Annotated in this window: 18 protein-coding genes and 1 pseudogene; 6 read left to right on the top strand and 13 right to left on the bottom strand. The window is 69.1% G+C overall.

The features are described 5' to 3' along the window. Positions 1-44: 44 nt before the first annotated feature. The 8 genes and pseudogenes from NV348_RS34850 to NV348_RS34815 form a co-directional block, all read right to left on the bottom strand. Positions 45-965 (bottom strand): TAXI family TRAP transporter solute-binding subunit, encoded by a 921-nt coding sequence (locus NV348_RS34850; protein ID WP_447150738.1) that lies wholly within the window; start codon positions 963-965, stop codon positions 45-47. Then, on the bottom strand, positions 962-2,398 hold the full coding sequence (locus NV348_RS34845; RefSeq protein ID WP_447150737.1) for a sensor histidine kinase: 1,437 nt from the start codon (positions 2,396-2,398) through the stop codon (positions 962-964). Before NV348_RS34845 ends, NV348_RS34850 begins: the two co-directional genes overlap by 4 nt. A gap of 16 nt (positions 2,399-2,414) precedes the next feature. Beyond that, complete coding sequence (locus NV348_RS34840) at positions 2,415-3,074, bottom strand: response regulator transcription factor (RefSeq protein WP_447150736.1); 660 nt, start codon at positions 3,072-3,074, stop codon at positions 2,415-2,417. Positions 3,075-3,120: 46 nt separating this feature from the next. Then, complete coding sequence (locus NV348_RS34835; protein ID WP_447150735.1) at positions 3,121-4,491, bottom strand: MFS transporter; 1,371 nt, start codon at positions 4,489-4,491, stop codon at positions 3,121-3,123. Between the two features lie 226 nt (positions 4,492-4,717). Further along, a pseudogene (locus NV348_RS34830) lies at positions 4,718-4,960 on the bottom strand (hypothetical protein); the annotation flags it as partial. 101 nt (positions 4,961-5,061) lie between these two features. Beyond that, on the bottom strand, positions 5,062-5,712 hold the full coding sequence (locus NV348_RS34825; protein ID WP_447150734.1) for a CPBP family intramembrane glutamic endopeptidase: 651 nt from the start codon (positions 5,710-5,712) through the stop codon (positions 5,062-5,064). A 23-nt stretch (positions 5,713-5,735) separates the two neighbouring features. After that, positions 5,736-6,632, bottom strand: a complete 897-nt coding sequence (locus tag NV348_RS34820; RefSeq protein WP_447150733.1) for an NAD(P)H-binding protein — start codon at positions 6,630-6,632, stop codon at positions 5,736-5,738. Between the two features lie 159 nt (positions 6,633-6,791). Next, on the bottom strand, positions 6,792-7,316 hold the full coding sequence (locus NV348_RS34815) for an OmpA family protein (RefSeq protein WP_447150732.1): 525 nt from the start codon (positions 7,314-7,316) through the stop codon (positions 6,792-6,794). A gap of 302 nt (positions 7,317-7,618) precedes the next feature. Between NV348_RS34815 and NV348_RS34810 the strand changes: the two genes are divergently transcribed. Continuing rightward, a complete protein-coding gene (locus tag NV348_RS34810) occupies positions 7,619-7,801 on the top strand; it encodes a hypothetical protein (protein ID WP_447150731.1) in 183 nt (60 codons plus the stop codon). Between the two features lie 16 nt (positions 7,802-7,817). Here the strand turns inward: NV348_RS34810 and NV348_RS34805 are convergent, their stop codons facing one another. Together NV348_RS34805 and NV348_RS34800 are read right to left on the bottom strand one after the other, a co-directional pair. After that, the gene (locus NV348_RS34805) at positions 7,818-9,371 is read right to left on the bottom strand and encodes an acyl-CoA carboxylase subunit beta (RefSeq protein WP_447150730.1); all 1,554 of its coding nucleotides are present in this window, start codon (positions 9,369-9,371) and stop codon (positions 7,818-7,820) included. 124 nt (positions 9,372-9,495) lie between these two features. Then, the gene (locus NV348_RS34800; protein ID WP_447150729.1) at positions 9,496-11,316 is read right to left on the bottom strand and encodes an ABC transporter ATP-binding protein; all 1,821 of its coding nucleotides are present in this window, start codon (positions 11,314-11,316) and stop codon (positions 9,496-9,498) included. A 73-nt stretch (positions 11,317-11,389) separates the two neighbouring features. Between NV348_RS34800 and NV348_RS34795 the strand changes: the two genes are divergently transcribed. Beyond that, a complete protein-coding gene (locus NV348_RS34795) occupies positions 11,390-11,794 on the top strand; it encodes a MarR family winged helix-turn-helix transcriptional regulator (RefSeq protein WP_447150728.1) in 405 nt (134 codons plus the stop codon). Positions 11,795-11,814: 20 nt separating this feature from the next. Here the strand turns inward: NV348_RS34795 and NV348_RS34790 are convergent, their stop codons facing one another. Beyond that, positions 11,815-12,633, bottom strand: coding sequence for a GTP-binding protein (locus NV348_RS34790; RefSeq protein WP_447150727.1), 819 nt, complete (start codon positions 12,631-12,633; stop codon positions 11,815-11,817). 90 nt (positions 12,634-12,723) lie between these two features. Between NV348_RS34790 and NV348_RS34785 the strand changes: the two genes are divergently transcribed. Both NV348_RS34785 and NV348_RS34780 read left to right on the top strand, forming a co-directional pair. After that, the gene (locus NV348_RS34785) at positions 12,724-13,179 is read left to right on the top strand and encodes a Zn-ribbon domain-containing OB-fold protein (RefSeq protein WP_447150726.1); all 456 of its coding nucleotides are present in this window, start codon (positions 12,724-12,726) and stop codon (positions 13,177-13,179) included. After that, positions 13,163-14,365, top strand: a complete 1,203-nt coding sequence (locus NV348_RS34780) for a lipid-transfer protein (RefSeq protein WP_447150725.1) — start codon at positions 13,163-13,165, stop codon at positions 14,363-14,365. The genes NV348_RS34785 and NV348_RS34780 overlap by 17 nt, the downstream gene beginning before the upstream one ends. Before the next feature lie 665 nt (positions 14,366-15,030). Here the strand turns inward: NV348_RS34780 and NV348_RS34775 are convergent. Beyond that, positions 15,031-15,474, bottom strand: a complete 444-nt coding sequence (locus tag NV348_RS34775) for a MarR family winged helix-turn-helix transcriptional regulator (protein WP_447150724.1) — start codon at positions 15,472-15,474, stop codon at positions 15,031-15,033. Between the two features lie 114 nt (positions 15,475-15,588). On the opposite strand from NV348_RS34775, the gene NV348_RS34770 reads away from it, so the two are divergent. Together NV348_RS34770 and NV348_RS34765 are read left to right on the top strand one after the other, a co-directional pair. Next, positions 15,589-16,716 (top strand): NADH:flavin oxidoreductase, encoded by a 1,128-nt coding sequence (locus NV348_RS34770; RefSeq protein ID WP_447150723.1) that lies wholly within the window; start codon positions 15,589-15,591, stop codon positions 16,714-16,716. A 121-nt stretch (positions 16,717-16,837) separates the two neighbouring features. Continuing rightward, entirely contained in the window at positions 16,838-17,029 is a 192-nt protein-coding gene (locus NV348_RS34765) for a hypothetical protein (protein WP_447150722.1), read from the top strand. Here NV348_RS34765 and NV348_RS34760 read toward each other — a convergent pair. Next, complete coding sequence (locus tag NV348_RS34760; protein WP_447150721.1) at positions 17,019-18,020, bottom strand: AraC family transcriptional regulator; 1,002 nt, start codon at positions 18,018-18,020, stop codon at positions 17,019-17,021. The genes NV348_RS34765 and NV348_RS34760 overlap by 11 nt on opposite strands. Positions 18,021-18,056: the final 36 nt, after the last annotated feature.

Here is an 18,056-nt window from a genome sequence, read left to right as displayed (position 1 = left end):
GTCCGCCCGACAGTGCCGCGCCGAGAATCGGGGCACACGCTCTGTCATCCGTGCCAGCGGCGATACACGGCGGCGGCACCGGGGTGGAGGGGGATGGGCCCGGTGCCGATGAGGAATCGGCCGTCGAGGAACTGGGCGCCCGCGGCCTCGGCGGGGACGAGTGAGTCCGCGTGCCGGACCAGCAGGTCGACGACGGCGGCGGCGGTGTCGTCGGGGAGGGTCGCGGTGGCGAGGAGGAGGTTGGCCACGCCGATCGTGTGGACCGCGGGGCTGCCCGGGTAGGCGTCGGCCGGGATGGCGACGAGGTCGTAGACGGGGCCGTACTCCTCCCGCATCGGCGCGGCCAAGGCGCCGAGGTCGATCAGTCGCATCGGGTCGGGGACGCTGAGCACGGCGGTCGGCACGCCGCCGGCCCACAGCAGCGCATCGATGGTGCCGTCGGTCAGTGCCTGCGCGGCCTCACGCAGGGGGCGATGCTCGACCACGACATCGGCGGAGTCGAGACCGGCAGCGCCCAGCAGGCGCGCACCGGTGACCGCGGCGCCCGAGCCCGCAGCGCCGAGATTGACCCGGCGCCCGCGCAGGTCGGTGACCTGGGTGATCGGGCTGTCGGCGCGGACCGCCAACTGCAGGTAGTTCTCGTACACCCGGCCCAGCGCCACCACACGCCCGCCGTAGTCGCCCGCCGAGTCGGCCAGTGCCAGCGCGGTGTCGACCTCGCCCTCGGCGATCATCCGCAGATTCTGTTGTGAGCCGGCGGTTTCCACCGGCTCGATGCGGAGGTCGTCGGTAGCGCTCGCCGCGGCGGTGGCCAGCAGCTGGGCGAAGGCGAAGTAGAAGCCGCCGTCTTCGCCGGAGGCGAGCCGTACTGTGACGGGTTCGTCTGTGGCGCAACCGAACACGCCCGCCGACGCCAGCGCGGCCAGGGCCAGTATCCGGCGACGGCTGATCGAAGGGCCGCTCATGGTGCCACCGCGGGGACGCGGACCGCGACGGCGACACCGTGCGGGCGCACCGCTTCGACCGTCAACGCGCCGCCGCGTGCCTTGGCCAGCGCCTGCGCGATCGACAGCCCCAGCCCTGTGCCGCCGGCGGCTGCCGTCGAACCACGGAAGAACCGGCCGGTGAGCTGGTCGAGCTCGCCGGGCGCGACACCTGCCCCGTCATCGGCGACCCGTACCGTCACCCCGTCCGGACCGGTCGAGACGCCGACGACCGTGTGCGCTCCCGATCCGGCATATCGGCACGAATTGCTCAGGGCCACATCGAGAATCTGGGCGAGAGCGGCCGCGCTGATCGCGGCCACGACGCGATCAGCGCCTGGCGCGGGAGCGCGAACAGACCTCGTGGGGGAGTGGTCGGTCGTCGTCAGCCGTATTCCCGCTTCGTCGAACGCCGGGATCCACGCGTCGATGCGGTCGGCCGCGACCTGCGCCGGATCGCAGTGCTCCTCGGCGGATGCCGCAGCACCGAAGGACGCGGGTGCCTCGGCGACGGCCAGCTGCAGCAGGTCGTCCAGGAGCGCGGTCAGCCGTTCCACCTCGGCGGTGGCGCCGCGAAAGGTCGCCGCCGCCGTGCCGGGGACGGCGGATTCCAGCGAGTCGAGCCGAATCGTCAAGGCGGCGAGGGGGTTACGCATGGCATGGGCGGTGTCGGCGACGAGCTGGTGTTGCGCGTCGGCGGAATCGGCGACGGCGGTGGCCATCGCGTCGACGGATTCGGCGAGGGCACGGACCTCGGGTGGGCCGCCGTACCGCCTGGTGATCGGGGCGCGGCCGCGTGGCTTCGGAAGCGTCGCGGTGAGTTCGGCGACCGCGTCCGACATGGCGGCCAGGGGCCGCAGTACCCAGCGGCTCAGTACGAGCGCCAGCAGCACGAAGACGACCATCGCGCCCAGCGCCCCGACCGCGATCAGCGCCCACATCCGGGCGATCGCCGAGCGTGCCGCCGCGGTCGACGCCTCGATCACGACGGCACCGTTCACCTGGACGCCGGTGCCGACGGGACGCGCGATGAGCATCACCGGCGCGCTCCACGGCGTCAGCCGGTCCACCTGCTGCGGGCGCTGGTTACGCCGGGCCGCGGCCACCGCGGCCCGGATCCGCGGATCGTCCACCGCGACTCCGGCGTCGACGATCGGCGTTCCTCGCGCATCGACGACGAGCACGTTCTCCCCGTAGAGCTCGTGATAGCGGGTGACCTCGTCGGCGAGTGCCCGCACCCCACCTGCCGACCCGGCCGCGTCGGCGAGGGTGGCGAAACGATCGGCGTCGCCGGACCGGCCGAGCACCAATTGCTGGGTTCGGCTGGTGGCGGCGGTCAGTGACAACGGCACCGCGAACGCCAGCACCGCGAGCGCGGCGAAGACGGTGAGCGCGCTCAGCAGTCTGCGCCGCATGCGCGTCCTCCGGGGGTCACTCGCCCCACCGATATCCGTAGCCGCGGATGGTGGTGATCAGCCCGGGCCGGTTCAGCTTCGCGCGCAGCCCGGTCATGTGGACATCGAGCGAGCGGGAGACCGCGACGAAGGCGTCGCCCCAGATGCGGTCCATCAGCTGCTGCCTGCTCACCGCCGCACCCGGCCGTTCCACCAGCACCTCGACCAGCTCGAATTCCTTCTGGGTGAGCGCGATCGGGGTTCCGGCCACCTCGACCACACGGGCGCGCAGATCCACTCGGACATCCCCGGTGACGACCTCGGCCCTGGCTTGCTGTGCGACGGCGGCGGCCCGGCGCAGCACGGTCTCGAGCCGCGCCATCAGCTCGGCGATGCGTGGTGGTTTGACCACATAGTCGTCCGCGCCGCCACGCAGGCCGCGCACGATGGAACGTTCGTCGCTGCGGGCGGTCAGGATCAGCACCGGGATCGCGCTGACCTCGCGCAGTTGCCGCAGCACCTGCAGTCCGTCGGCGTCCGGCAGTCCGAGGTCGAGCAGGACCGCGTCGTAGCCGCGGTGGGCGATGAGCAGATCGGCGCCGCGGCGCAGGCGCTCGGCCCGGTAGCCGCGCGCGGTGAGCGCCTCGACCAGGGCATCACCCACTCCGTCGTCGTCCTCGACCACCGCAAGCCGCACGCGCCGATCCTCCCACAGGGGCAGGACCGGCGCGGGTGCCGGACGGTCAGCCACGCACGGCGGCCATCGTCGGCTCCGGCTCGACCGGCTCGGCCTCGACGACGTCTTCGGCGTCGATGGTCGACTCGGCCGACGTCTCCCGCATGAAGTAGTAGGTCAGCAGCGAGATCGCGACGCACCCGGCGACGTAGAAGAAGTACAGCGACTCGAGACCGGCCTTCTTCAACGCCAGCGCGATCATCTCGGCGGTACCGCCGAACACGGCCACGGTGAGCGCGTACGGCAGGCCGACGCCGAGCGCTCGGATCTTGGTGGGGAACAGCTCGGCCTTCACGATCGAGTTGATCGAGGTGTAACCGGTGACGATCACCAGCGCGGTCATCATCAGGCCGAAGGCCGCGAACGGGTTGGCCGTGTGGGCGAGCGCCGACATGATCGGCACCGTCAGCAGCGTGCCTGCCACGCCGAAGAAGATGAGCAGCTTGCGGCGACCGACCCGGTCGGAGAGTCCGCCGGCGATCGGCTGCAGCACCACGAAGAACAGCAGCGCGACGAAGTTGATCCAGGCCACCGTGTCCTTGGAGATGCCCGAGGTGTTGATCATGAACTTCTGCATGTAGGTCGTGTAGGTGTAGAACGCGACGGTGCCGCCCATGGTCAGGCCCACCACCAGCAGGCATTCCCTGGGGTACTGCAACAGCACCCGCAGCGAACCGCGCGAGCTGCCCACGGCTGCCGCGGTGGTCTCGGCGGAGCCCGCGACAGCCTTGAACGAGTCGGATTCGTCCATGCCGCGGCGCAGCAGCATCACCACGATCGCGCCGCCGGCGCCGATCAGGAACGGAATGCGCCAGCCCCAGCTGTACATCTGCTCGGCGGTGAGCACCTGCTGCAGGATGATCTGGACACCGAGTGCGGTGAGCTGGCCCGCGACCAGGGTCACGTATTGGAAGCTGGAGTAGAAGCCGCGGCGGCCGGGGGAGGCCACCTCCGACAGATAGGTGGCGCTGGTGGCGTACTCGCCGCCGACCGAGAGGCCCTGCAGCAGCCGGGCCATGAGCAGCAGGACCGGGGCCGCGATGCCGATGGTGCCGAATCCGGGTGTCACGGCGATCATCAGCGACCCGGCGGCCATCACCGTCACCGACAGGGTGAGGGCGGCGCGGCGGCCGAACCGGTCGGCGTAGCGCCCGAGTGCCCAGCCGCCGATCGGGCGCATGATGAATCCGACCGCGAAGACCGCCGCGGTGGAGAGCAATTGCGCGGTGGGGTCGCCGTCGGGGAAGAACGCCTTCGCGAAGTAGACGCTGAACGCGGCGTAGACGTACCAGTCGTACCATTCGACGAGGTTGCCGATCGAGCCACGCAGCACGTTCGCCACTACTCGCCGTTCACCCCCGGCCTGTGTTGTCGTCACCTTGGACCCTCCTCTATCGGCGCGGCCTTGCGCCGTCGGAGATCACTGTGTCGCCTGTCACAGGCCGAACGGAAGCCGTGCGGGAGGTTCCTAACAGTCCCTTAGGACAATCGCTGTCGTCGACTCCAACTGCCAGACGGCACGCGGGGGCGACGAGCGCAGCCGGAATGGCGCACCGCTGTTCGGCGTAGTCGTGAGGAGGTCGGTTGCCGGGTGGTCCGGTGGCTCAGGGCGTGTCCAGCACGCTCACCGGGACTCCGTAGGGCAGGAACCGCACGCAACGGCGGTCGTCGGTGTTGTCGCGGTGTGCGCGTAGGGCCTCGAGTTCGTTCGGGAAGACCTGGTCGACGCTGGCCCGGCCGGCATCGTCGATGGTGTAGGTTGCCCATACGCCGCTGCCGGTCTCGCCCGTTGTGGCGCCCTCGGGCGCCGTGGGGCGGGGCTGTCGAGTGAACTGGCCGAGCAGTGACGTCAGCGCGTTGGTGCCGCTCGCCATTCTTTATCCTCCTCCGAACGAGTCGGCGGCTACGTTCACAGTGTCCTCGCGAACTGGCGGCTTCGCCACGCCGGTCACGTCGGGCCGGGCATGCCGTCGTCTGTCGCCGCGCGCTGGTCGAGAAACAGCGGTGGCATGAACTGCAGCATCAGGGTGGACCAGGTCAGATGGGCGACCAGGGAGGCGCGGATCCCGCCCGTGTACCGACGCTGCAGGCCGAACAGTGTGCCCATGACCGCTGCGGCCAGTACCAGCGCCGGGTTGCGCGTCGCGGTGGTGTTGAGAATGTAGGCGCCCGTGGACACGGCGACGGGCCAGCGCGGCGCGGCGTGGTAGACGGCGCCTCGGAAGAAGACCTCCTCGGCGGCCCCGTTGGCCAGCGCGGTCAGTAGCACCGCCGGCGTCCGCCCTCGATCCGCGTACCGCAGGAGATTCGTGATCGCCTTGCGCAACAACGGGATTCGTCGCGCGATCAGAGCGCAAACGTAGAACACTCCGAACGCCGCGATGCCGGTCGACGCTGGTACGAGTACCCGCCGGTCACGTGGCTCGACGGGCGGCGGTGTCGTGGCCAGACCGCCGAGGGTGAGGGTGGCGGCCGTGGTGAGGGTGAGGCCGTAGAAGCGGGTGCTCGCGGGCGATGCGGCCAGCGAGGCGCCCAGCAGCGCGGTGCCGGCCAGGCCGACGGCCGCGACGGTTCGTGGACGCCGTTCACTCGGCCCCACCCTGCGTAGCCACGGGCGGGTATTCACGTGTCGGGCCGCAGTCCGACGCGCTCGCCGAGTGCGCGCAGGACCGCCTCGTCGTAGCCGATCGTCTCGAACGGCAGGAGGTCACGGATGGTGGTGTCGTGCACGACGACCTCGTTGACCATCGAGTCGACGAGCGACCGGCCCGTCCGGACATCGACGTCGGTCACCAGTGCGAGCCACCGGGAGGAAAGCCGCGGTGAGAGCAAGGGAACGGGCACGATCGGTATCGGCCGTCCCTGGATCCGCGCCACCCGTCGCAACATGTCGAGGTAGGCGAGCACGTCCGGACCGCCGATCTCGTAGGTATGGCCCGTCGTTCGTGGGTCGTCGAGCACCCCAGCCAGGTAGCGGATCACGTCGTCGACCGCGATCGGCTGGGTGCGGGTGCGGACCCAGCGCGGGGTGATCATCGCGGGCAGGTGCTCGACCAGCTGGCGGGTGATCTCCCAGGAGATGCCACCGTGCCCGACGATGATCCCGGCGCGCAGTGTCGTGACCGGTACACCGGCGTCGCCGAGCAGAGTTTCGACCTGCCTGCGGCTGCGTAGGTGCGCCGAGAGACGATCGGTGTCGTCGCCGAGCCCGCCGAGGTAGATGATGCGCTGCACTCCGGCCTGTGCGGCCGCCTGACCGAAGTTCCGCGCCGCTGCCGCGTCGCGTCGCTCGAAGTCCTCTTCCGCGAGCGAGTGCACCAGGTAGTAGGCGCTGTCGCAGTCACGCAGCGCGACCTGCAGCGAGTCGCGGTCGGCGACGTCGGCACCGACGGGTGTGCCCGCGCCCTGGTAGTTGTCCGGGTGCCTGGTCATCGCCCGCACGGTGTGTCCGGACTTCTCGAGCTCGGGGCAGAGTCGCCGGCCGATGAACCCGGTCGAACCGGCTACGAGTACGTCCACAACGGTTCCTCTCCACGCAGGCGGACATGCGGCCGGGCCGCTCCGCGCCGACGATGGAGCCGGCGCGAGGCTACCGGTGGGGGGAGTCTCGGCGCCGGCTCCTCGCCGCGGGAGTCGGGCTGCGCGTGCACTTCTGCAGTGCCGCCGGTGACGTCCCGTCTAGCCGCCGACGACCGTGATCTCGGCCTGATCGGCATTGATCTCCGGGTCGGAGGGATTCGCGTCGGACTTCACCGTGATGCGCGACTTGTCGATGCCGTCGGCCTCGAGCGCGGCCGCGATGTTCTCACCGCGAGCCTGGGCCACGGATTTGGCGGTGGCCACATTCGAATCCTGGGCGTAGGTCTTGATTTCGATCTTGGTGTCGTTGCCCTGCAAGGCGGCCGCCACCGCTTTGAGCGTGACGGTGTCGGTGGTGCCGAGGTCCGAACTGCCCGGATCGAAATTGATCGGTGCGGCGACCAGGACCTTGTTGATCGCGTCCTGCACCGTCTGCTGCACGGTGTCGCGGACCGAGCTCACCGCCGAGGACGCCGTCGCGACGATGCTGCTCCGCATGGTGTCGGTCTGCGTGGTCGAGGTGGTGGTCGGGGCGGATGTGTCCTCGTCGGAGGTGCACGCCACGGTCATGAGCAGAACCGCCGCGATCGATGCGATCCCATAGACGCCTGTTTCGAGTTTCACCGGAATCTCCTGGTCTGTGAAGGTCGGAATGCGGGCCTTGCGCACGGTGGCCGACAGCGCCCGATGCCCATAGGCGAATCGTGCGCCGGCGCCAGACCGCGCGCCTCACCCGAATCGGGTGAACCCGGATGCCCACGGCCGATCCGAACAGCCGTCGTTGTCGATCCTGGCCTTGCTCCCCATCGAGGAAATCTGCCGCACCTGCTACTTGACGATTCGATTATCACGGTTTGGCAACGGGTAATGTGGTCAACCCTCTGTGTATGACCAACTCACGTAATCGGACACCGAGTACGCGGAGCATGGATCTGACCAGCACCATCATCATGTTGGCCACCTGCGTGTTCTTCCTTGTCGGGCTGGTGACCCTGACTTCCTCACTGCCACTCGCGTTCGCCGGCTCGATCGGTCTCGCCGCGGCGATGGTGCTGACCACGAGAACTCTGGGCTCCGCCCGGCCCTTGGCCGAGGCGCGCGACAGATAGCGCGCGATCGCCGAGTTCACATCGGGTAGATCCCGTGTTTGCGTGGATTGAATTCGGGTGTGACCGGGGGTTTGTCGCGCAGCAGGCGCAAGGCGTGGCGGATTTCGAGGCGGGTGCGAGACGGTTCGATGACGGCGTCGATGTAGCCGCGTTCGGCGGCGATCCACGGGGTGGCGACCGTTTCGTTGTACTGGTTGATCATGAAATCGCGGGCGGCGGCGCGATGTTCCTCGGGCACCGCGGCGAGCTGGCGTTTGCCGATGAGGTCGACGGCGCTCTCGGCGCCGATCACCGCGATGCGGGCGGTCGGCCAGGCGAAGCTGATGTCGGCACCCACCTGCCGAGCGGCCATCATGCCGTAGGCGCCGCCGTAGGACTTGCGCACCACCAGGTTGATGATCGGCACCGTCGCCTCGATGATCGCGCGGGGGACGCGGCCGCCGCGGATGATCACCCCGGCTGCTTCCTGCTCGAGACCCGGCAGCACGCCGGGGGTGTCGACGACGAAGATCAGCGGGATGTTGAACGCGTCGCAGAGCCGGATGAAGTAGGTCGACTTGTCGGAGCAGGCGGCGTCGATCGAACCGCCGAGCACCAGTGGCTGATTGGCGATCACACCGACCGGACAGCCGTCGACCCGGGCGAATCCGGTGATCAGGTTCGGGGCGAACAGGGCGCGGATCTCGTGGAATTCGCCGTCGTCGAAGAGGCGCAGCAAGATGTCGTGCATGTCGTAGCCCGCACGATCGGAATCCGGGATGATCGAGTCGAGTTCCAGGTCGTGGGCGGTGATCTCCGGCTCCAGTCCGGGATTGACGATCGGTGGTTGTTCGAGGCAGCTCGTCGGCAGGTAGCTCAGATAGTTGCGGGCCCAGTCGTAGGCCTGCTGCTCGGTGTCGGTGATGTGGTGCAGGGTGCCGCGCTGCGCCTGCACCTCGGCGCCGCCGAGATCCTCGGCGGTGATGTCCTCACCGTTGACCGCTTTGATCACCTCCGGCCCGGTGACGAACATGTAGGAATCCCTGGTGCCGATGAGCACGTCGGTGTTGATCGGCCCGTAGACCGAACCCGCCGCGCACTTGCCGAGGATGATCGACACCTGCGGGACATATCCCGACAGCTTCTCCAGCACCCGGGAGATGTCGCCGAACGAGGCGATCGAGCCGACCGCGTCCTGGATCCGCGCACCGCCGGAGTCGTTGATCGTGACCACCGGGCAGGCGTTGTCGAAGGCGAGTTTCAACGCGCGCATGAACTTGCGGGCCGCGGTGACACCGACCGATCCGCCGTAGACGGTCTGGTCGTGGGCGATCACCACGACCGGCCGTCCGTGGATCAGTCCCCGGCCGGTGACCAGCCCGTCACCATAGAGGGCATCGGGCTGGTCGGGCTGGCGGGCGAACGCGCCGATCTCGACGAAGGTGCCCGGGTCGAGGAGCATGTGCAGACGTTGACGGACACTGGGAATGCCCTTCTTCGCCCGCTTGGCGACACCGGCCTCGCCGGCGGGTTCCGCCGCGATCGCCAGGATGTCCGCCAATTCCTCGAGCTTCGCCTGCGTACTCGCCACGTCTACCGCCACCTTCCAGCTACTTCCTGTGCTGGCGGAGACGTTAGGCGGAATCGCAGCGCTTCGCCCTGAAGCGCGAAGTCTCAGGGACAGTTCACAGTTGGTCGTCGCGTCCTTCTGCGACTCAGGCTGCCGCGGCCTCGGCGGCGCCGTTGAGCCGGGCGTAGCGCCCTGCGTCGTCGACCAGGGTCGTGTGGTCGCCGAGTTCGACGACCCGGCCGTGGTGGAGGACGGCGATCTGGTCGGCGTCGCGGATGGTGCTCAGCCGGTGCGCGATGGTGATGACCGTGCGGCCCTGGGCGACGACGTCGATGGCGGCCTGCACCGCCCGCTCGGTCTCGTTGTCGAGGGCGCTGGTGGCCTCGTCGAGCACCAGGACGCGGGGGTCGCGCAACAGGGTGCGGGCCAGGGCGATGCGCTGCTTCTCACCGCCGGAGAACCGGTGACCGCGTGAGCCGACCACGGTGTCGTAGCCCTGGGGGAGCGAGGTGATCAGCTCGTGGATCTGGGCGGCGCGCGCGGCGCGCTCGATCTCGGCGTCGGTGGCGTCGGGCTCGGCGTAGCGGAGGTTCTCGCGGATGGTCGTGTGCAGCAGATAGGACTCCTGCGACACGACGCCGACGATGCGCGCGAGGGTGCCGAGCTCCAGGTCGCGGACGTCGACGCCGTCGATCGTGACCCGGCCGCCGGTCGCGTCGTGGAGGCGGGCGACGAGCGAGGCGAGAGTGGTCTTGCCGGAGCCGGTCTCGCCGACGAGGGCCAGGGTCGACCCGGGCGGTACGACGAGCGAGACGCCGTCGAGCACCTCGGGGCCGGCGGCGTCGTAGCGGAAGCTGACGTCCTCGAACCGGACCTCGCCCACGACATCGCGCGGGTCGAGGTCGATCGGCTGGGCGGGCTCGTCGATCTCGATCGGTAGGTCGAGGTAGCCGAAGATCCGGCTGAACAAGGCCATCGAGCTGGTGACTTCGACACCTACGTTGAGCAGGCTCATCAGCGGCCGGAAGAGCGCGGCCTGCAGGCCGGTGAAAGCGACCAGGGTGCCGATCGTCATGCCGCCGCTGGTCGCGGGGAAGCCGGCGGCGAGGTAGAGCAGAGCGGGGATCGCCGCGAAGACGATGTTCATCGTGGCCATTCGCCAGCGACCGGCGAGCTGGGAGCGCACTTCGAGGTCGACCAGGTCGTGCGAGGTCTGCTCGAAGTGCGCGGAGGTCAGGGGGCCGGTGCCGAGGGTCTTGCCCAGCAGTACGCCGCTCACCGAGAGTCCCTCCTCGACCTGACCGTGCAGGTCGGCGAGGTGGCGTTGGCGCTGGGCGGTGATGTCGCGGCGTAGCAGCGCTACGCGCCGGGTCAGCCAGATGGCCGGCGGCAGCACCACGAGTGACAGCAGCGAGAGCCGCCACGACAGCACGGCCATCGCGATCGAGGTGCCGACCACGGTGGTGACATTGCCGGCGATCGCGGTCGCGGTGCTGGTGACCACGGACTGCATGCCGCCGACGTCGTTGATCAGGCGGGACTGGACCTCACCCCCGCGGGTGCGGGTGAAGAACGCCAGCGACTGCCGTTGCAGGTGCTGGAACACGTCGGTGCGCAGGGCGTGCATGACCTGCTGGCCGACGGTGGTGGAGATGAGCGTCTGGCCGACGCCGAGCACGGCGGTGAGTACGGTGACGGCGAGCATGCCGCCGACGGCCCACAGCAGCAGCGAGATGTTCTGGTGCGGCAGCGCGTCGTCGATCACCATGCGCAGCAGGAACGGCGAGGCGAGGCTGACCGTCGAAGCGGCCACGATCAGAACGGTCAGCAGGCTGAGCCGAAGCCGGTAGGGCGCGAAGAGCGCGGCGATCCGCCGGAGGGACACGGGGGACTCGCGCAGTTGTGCGCGGTCGGCCGGGTCGGGGCGGCGGGTGCGGCCGCCGCGGAAAGAGTCTTGGTCTGCCATATATGGAACCCCCTCGGGTTATGCTGAGGTTACCTCACTATCTGGTAGCGCAAACGAATCGAGAGGCCGGTTTATGCCCGACAACGAGAGCGACCTCCTGATGCAGGTGGCCCGGACGCTCCGCCGACGCTGGGCCGCGGCCTACGCGCCGATGGGGCTGACCCCGCATCAGGCACGCGCGCTGCGGGTGGCCGGCGAGCACGACGGCCTCCGGCTCTCGGCCATCGCCGACGCGTTGCGGATCAGCCCCCGGTCGGCCACGGAGGTGGTGGACGTGCTCGAACAGGCCGGCCTGGTCACCCGGCAGCCCGATCCGACAGACCGCCGCGCGACTCTCGTGGTGGTGACCGCGCAGGGCACGCGAACGCTCGACACACTGTCCGCGGCCCGGACGAAGGAGTCCGACGATTTCTTCGCCGGACTCACCGACCATGAGCGCGCCGCGCTGCGGGGCATCCTCGGCAAGCTGGTCCAGTAGTGCGGCGCGGTCGGCCCCGCTCAGTAGTCGAGGGCGTGTTCCGGCTGGCAGACATGCATCGGAGAGGGCAGATATCGGATGATCGCGTCCAGGAACGGGGCGACGTCATCCCACGGGGCGGCATCGCACAGGACGGGTGCGGCCTCGCCGATGTGGGTGAGGCCCCGGACGCGGTCGTACAGCAGCTCGGGCGGGATCTCTCGCGGGCGGAGATCGCCGTCCTGTTGGTCCATGACTGTGCTCACAAGGCTGCGATACCGCTGTTCGGCGACGTTCCACAGGCTGCCGTAGAACTCGGCCGCCAGGGGTTCGAGTGCCCACATCGGGACCAGATCGATGACGCCTTCGAACTTCGTGCCGATGCCGTGCGGTATCTGCAGCGTCAACGGCACCGCCCCGTGGGTGTCGGCGATCGTGCGGAGGCACCGGTCGAAGTCCGCGCCGGGATGGTCGAGCCCGGTCACCAGGCACAGTCGCGCGACCTGGTGGTCGTCGGCGACCCGCAAGATCGTCTCGAGCCGGGGAGCGCGCCGCGCCGCGGCGTTCATGACCGCGACTACCCCGTCGGCCAGCCGGAGGGAGCGTTCCAGCGTCGCGATGGGGGCGTGGCTCGACAGCTCGGCCAGCCGAATCGTGTGGACGATGTGGTCCGTCGTCCACTGGACCGTGGCCGCGGTGTCGGACCCGGTCGCGGGGAATCGGCGGGTCAGCCGGTGGACGACCCGGGCCGTCTCCTCGGGATCCCCGACGATCGTGACGTTGCGGATCGACTGCGGTTCAATGACTTCGGTGCCCATCGCGTTGTGGTACTCCAGCTCGACTCGAGAATGTCTGCGCATCCTCAATCCGGTCTCACCGTACCTCCGCCGATGTGCCGGTGAAGCGGATTCCCGCCCCAAAGTAGAACGTGTTCCTATACCGTCGGGCTCGTGCAGAAAGAACAACGCCCTGCCGTGGCCGACTGGTTCACCGCGGACGACGGCACGGTGCGTCTGCAGGGGAGTCGCTGTACTGCCTGCGGCACACCGTATTTCCCACGCAACGCGCTGGCCTGCCGGAATCCGCAGTGTACGGGTCCCAGAGACGGCTCCGAGCTCGTCGAGTACCTGTTTTCCACCCGTGGCCGGATCTGGTCGTACGCGGACGCCCGCTACAAGCCACCCCCGCCCTATGTCTCGACCGATCCGTTCGAGCCGTATGTCGTCGCGGCCGTGGAACTCGAGGTCGAGAAGATGGTGATCCTCGGGCAGGTCGTGCGCGGCCTGACCGTCGACGACCTGGCGGTCGGCATGCCGGTCGAACTGACTCTCGGCGTGCTGTACGAGGACGAGGAAGCGGAACACACGGTGTGGATGTGGAGGCCGGTCGATGACCGAGACCAGTAATCGCGATATCGCAGTCCTCGGTGCGGGCATGCACCAGTGGGGCAAGTGGGGCCGCAATTTCGTCGAGTACGGGCTGGTCGCCGCGCGCGCGGCGCTGGCCGATGCCGGTGTGGACCACCGCGATGTCGGCTATATCGCCGGCGCCGACACGATCCGCAACGGCTACCCCGGATTCGTCTCGGGCGCGACCTTCGCCCAGGCCCTCGGCTGGACGGGAGCGCGGATCTCGAGCAGCTACGCGGCCTGCGCCTCCGGTGCCCAGGCCATCGCCAACGCGCGCGCCCAGATTCTGGCCGGGTTGTGTGACGTGGCGCTGGTGGTCGGCGCGGATACCACCCCGAAGGGCTTCTTCCAGCCGGTCGGTGGCGAACGCCGCGACGATCCGGACTGGTTGCGGTTCCACCTGCTCGGCGCGACGAACCCCATCTATTTCGCGCTGTATGCCCGTCGGCGCATGGCGTTGCACGGCGCGACGCTCGACGATTTCGCCGCGGTCAAGGTGAAGAATGCCCGGCACGGCCTGAACAACCCGTATGCCCGCTACCGCAAGGAGGTGACGGCCGAGGAGGTCGCCGCCTCGGCGATCGTCTCGGACCCGCTGCGGCTGCTCGACATCTGCGCGACCAGTGACGGCGGTGCCGCGCTGGTGCTGACATCGATGGACTACGCGAAGCGGCACGGCATCGCCGATCCGGTCCGTATCCGGGCGCTGTCGACGGTCACGCCGACGTTCCCGAAAACCGTCCTCGATCTGCCGGATTTCGCGACGGATTCCGCCGTGGCCGTCGAGGCTCCGTCGCGCGAGTTCCGTTCCGCCGTGGCGTACGCCGCCTACGAAGAGGCCGGGCTCGGACCTTCGGATCTGTCCTTCGCGGAGGTCTATGACCTGTCGACCGCGCTGGAGCTGGATTGGTACGAGGACATCGGGCTCTGTGAGACGGGCGGCGCGGAGAAGCTGCTGCGCAGTGGCGCGACGACCTTGGGCGGTCAGGTGCCGGTGAATCCCAGTGGCGGGCTGGCCTGTTTCGGCGAGGCGATTCCCGCGCAGGCGATCGCCCAGGTCTGCGAGCTGACCTGGCAGTTGCGCGGTCAGGCCGAGGGCCGCCAGGTCGACGACGCGCGCGCGGGAATCGCGGTGAATCAAGGCCTCTTCGGTCACGGCTCGGCGATTATCGCCACCCGCTGACCGTTTCGTCCCGGGCAGGGCGCGATCACCTTCCGGGTCGCGCCCTGCGTGGCATTCATCGCCGGATCATGCCCGGCGCTCCCTTGCCCAGCTGGGCCTGCTCGCCGATGTCCCGAAGCGCGTCATCCGATATCGGATTCGGTATGCAGGTAGATCACGAGGTCGCGGGGCAAGCCGTGGGTGTCGTGGAGGTAGCGGTCCCTCGTCGGTTAGCGGTCTGGTGAATTGGCTGTGGGACAAGACGTTTCGTCCGCGCTGGAGCGGGAGATCGAACTTGTGTTGCTCGTCGAGCAGCACCGGATCCCCCGCTGCGGGAATGAGCGATCCGCTCGGCGTGAGTTGGTGCCCGCGTTCGCGGAAGAAGTCGAGGAAGGTCTGAGCGGTCTGGTCCGTGGTGCTCATGGTGGGTGCTCCATCGATGGGAAATCGACCGGAAGCGACCGCCCATGGCAGGTCCGGGTACCGAGACCGACGCACGCCAGCGGACCGTTTCCGGTCGCCGGCAGGGGAGAAGAAGGTCAGGCGGCAGCGACCGGCGAGCTGAGAGCCCGTGCGGCCGCGGCGGCGAAGCGTGATCTGACCTTCATGGATGCACGGTAGCAACCGGACGTTCCGGAGCGCGACCGATTTTCCGCCGACGCCGGAGGAGAACGTGCGCTCCTATTTCACTCCGATCGAGTGGTGGTGCGGGAGTGGAATACTCGTTCGAGGAGCGCGTACAAGCGGTCGCGGTCCTGCTCGCCGAGGCTGTCCAGGCCATCGCGGGTGACCTGCATCTTCGCCCGGATCGCGTCGGTGACCCGTTCGCCCTCGGGCGTGATGACGAGATAGGTGACGCGTCGGTCGGAGGGGCTCGCTTCGCGGCGCACGAGGCCACGCTTCTCCAGCCGGTTGATGATCCCGGTGACATTGGAGGCGTCGCAGGCCAGGGCCTCGGCCAGGACCCGCATCGCGATGGGCCGCCGGCGCAGCGCCGTCAACGTCTTGCCCTGGCTCGCGGTGAGGTTCTCACTCGCCGCCGCCGCGGTGAAGTCCCCGTAGTAGACGCCGAGGGACACCGAGAGCAGCTCCATGAGCTGGGCCGTGTCGACACGGGGCGCTTCTGTCATGCGACCACCTTATCCGCAGAAACTTGACCATCTCAAATAATTACCTCTACCGTGTGGCCTATTGCTTGAAGTTCTCAACCATCGACATTGTCAAGTGACTTTGAGGAGCACCCCGTGATCGTCACCGCGTCCGACGTCGCCCGTACGGCCGAGGTCCTGGCCCGGCCCGTCACCCTGAACGGCCTGACCGTCCCGAACCGCATCGTGATGGCGCCGATGACGCGCATGTTCTCTCCGGGCGGTGTTCCGGGCGAGGACGTGCGGTCGTACTACGCGCGGCGCGCCGCCGCCGGTGTGGGCCTCATCGTCACCGAAGGCACCTACGTCGGCCATGATTCGGCCGGGCAGAGCGACCGGGTCCCGCGGTTCCACGGCGAGGAGCAGCTGGCGGGGTGGGCCGAGGTCGCCGCGGACGTGCACGCGGCCGGTGGCACGATCGTGCCGCAGCTGTGGCACATCGGCATGGTCCGCAACCAGGGCGAGCAGCCCTACCCCGACGCCCCGGCCATGGGCCCCTCCGGGATCGGCGCCGACGGCACCGAGGGTGCGGGCAAGACAATGACCCAGGGTGACCTGGACGATGTCGTCGCCGCCTTCGCCGAGGCCGCCGCGGCCGCCGAGCGCATCGGCTTCGACGGCGTGGAGCTGCACGGTGCCCACGGCTACCTCCTCGACCAGTTCCTGTGGGCGCACACGAACCGCCGCGACGACAGCTACGGCGGTGACCCGGTGGCGCGCACCAGGTTCGCGGCCGAGATCGTGGCCGCGGTCCGGGCGGTCGTCTCGCCCGACTTCCCGGTGATCTTCCGCTTCTCCCAGTGGAAGCAGCAGGACTACCGCGCACGCCTGGCCGAGACCCCGCAGGAGCTCGAGGCGATCCTGGCCCCGCTCGCCGCGGCCGGTGTCGACGCCTTCCACGCCTCCACCCGCCGCTACTGGCTCCCGGAGTTCGACGACTCGGACCTGAACCTGGCCGGCTGGACCAAGAAGCTGACCGGCAGGCCGACCATCACCGTCGGTTCGGTCGGCCTCGACGGCGACTTCCTGCGCGCCTTCACCGGTGAGGGCGCCGAGCTCGGCAGTATCGACAACCTCCTCGACCGGCTCGAGCGCGACGAATTCGACATGGTCGCCGTCGGCCGCGCCCTGCTCCAGGATCCGGAGTGGGCGGCCAAGGTCCTGGCGGGCCGCATCGACGAACTGAAGCCCTACGACGCGGCGGCCCTGCAGACGTTGAGCTAGCCGAGCGGGGAGATCGGCGCGTTCGGCACGGGGATTGGCGCGTTCTGTCCTTGCCGCGGTCCCGGAGGAATTCGAGACTTACGTTGCCTAGGGATCGGTGTGCGAACGAGGGGAGCGTGCGGTGTCGGTGACGAGGGAGAGTGCCATCGCCTACGTGATTTCCGCGCTGGAGGCGAAGGGGACGGCAACCCGGGACGACTTCGACGTAGCCGGGATCGTCACCGCGTTCCGGGACATCGCCGATGGGTGGGACTTCCATCTGATGGAACGGGAAACCTTCTGGCGGATCGCCTCGACCTACCTCAGGGTGTGAGGCTGTGGGTCGGCGGGGACGCCGCCGACCACCGCCGGGCCGCCCGGCGTAAGGAGCCCGCGTCGGAGTAGCCGAGAAGTTCGGCTTGCTCGGCGCCGCTGAGCGACCCCGTCGCCGACACCTGCGATAGCCGGGCGCTGCGAGCCCGGTCCAGCTCGGCCCGCCAGGTGGTGCCCGCCTCGGTCAGCCGTCGCTGCAGCGTCCGGGGGCTGATCGTGAGGATCCGGGCGACACTGTGCAGAGAGACCTCCCCCGCCTCGATCGCCTTCGCCAAGGCCTCGGCCACCCGTTCGGGCCAGGCCGCGTCGAGCGTCGGCGGAGGCGGCAGCGCGGCGGCCAGCGGCTGCAGAACGTCGGCCAGGACCGGATCCGCGGTCGTCAGCGGTAGCTCCAGGTCCGTGGTGCGGAAGGTGATCGAATCGGTGGGTGCGTCGAATTCCACGGTGGCGGAACCGAACACCTCCCGGAAGCTGTCGATGTGCGGGGGAGCGGCCTGGCGCAGCGAGACGCGCACGGGGTTCAACGGATCGTCGACGACCCGGCGGGCACGGCTCAGGACCGCCGACAATCCCCACAGCTGGGTGTGATCCCGGCCCCGGCCGTCACCGTCGAACATCTCGAGATAGAGGGTGGCCTCGTGCTCGTTCTCGGCGACCAGGTCGAACCGGTGATTGGTGGTGACCGCGGTGACGTAGGGCCCACAGGTGGCCAACCCGGCGCCCAGCGTCGGTGCGGAGGCGAACAGGTAGTCGTACAAGCCCAGGCTGGACAGCTGGTAGCGACGAGCGACCTGCAAGGCGACGTCCGGGCCGAGGCGATGTTCGCCGATCTCCCACAGCCGGGAGAACACCGCACTGGGCAGATGCACGTCCTGGCCGGTCATCGACCAATCCGGGACCCCGGCATCGCGGATCAGCTGCGCGCGATCGAGCCCGGCCGCATCGAACTGTGAGATGACGAAACGGTGCAGCAAGCTCTGGTCGGTAGCCAAGACGTCTCCTCATGGCGGCAGGCCGATCCGCGGACC

It is taken from the genome of Nocardia fodinahabitans (assembly GCF_052983615.1).
Note: the sequence above shows the minus strand (reverse complement) of the source record. Positions and strands in the feature narration are given on the sequence as shown.

Coding starts and splice junctions, on each gene's coding strand:
- NV348_RS34850 (WP_447150738.1), bottom strand. CDS start 965: ATGAGCGGCCCTTCGATCAGCCGTCGCCGGATACTGGCCCTGGCCGCG.
- NV348_RS34845 (WP_447150737.1), bottom strand. CDS start 2,398: ATGCGGCGCAGACTGCTGAGCGCGCTCACCGTCTTCGCCGCGCTCGCG.
- NV348_RS34810 (WP_447150731.1), top strand. CDS start 7,619: ATGGATCTGACCAGCACCATCATCATGTTGGCCACCTGCGTGTTCTTC.
- NV348_RS34800 (WP_447150729.1), bottom strand. CDS start 11,316: ATGGCAGACCAAGACTCTTTCCGCGGCGGCCGCACCCGCCGCCCCGAC.
- NV348_RS34795 (WP_447150728.1), top strand. CDS start 11,390: ATGCCCGACAACGAGAGCGACCTCCTGATGCAGGTGGCCCGGACGCTC.
- NV348_RS34790 (WP_447150727.1), bottom strand. CDS start 12,633: ATGCGCAGACATTCTCGAGTCGAGCTGGAGTACCACAACGCGATGGGC.
- NV348_RS34780 (WP_447150725.1), top strand. CDS start 13,163: ATGACCGAGACCAGTAATCGCGATATCGCAGTCCTCGGTGCGGGCATG.
- NV348_RS34775 (WP_447150724.1), bottom strand. CDS start 15,474: ATGACAGAAGCGCCCCGTGTCGACACGGCCCAGCTCATGGAGCTGCTC.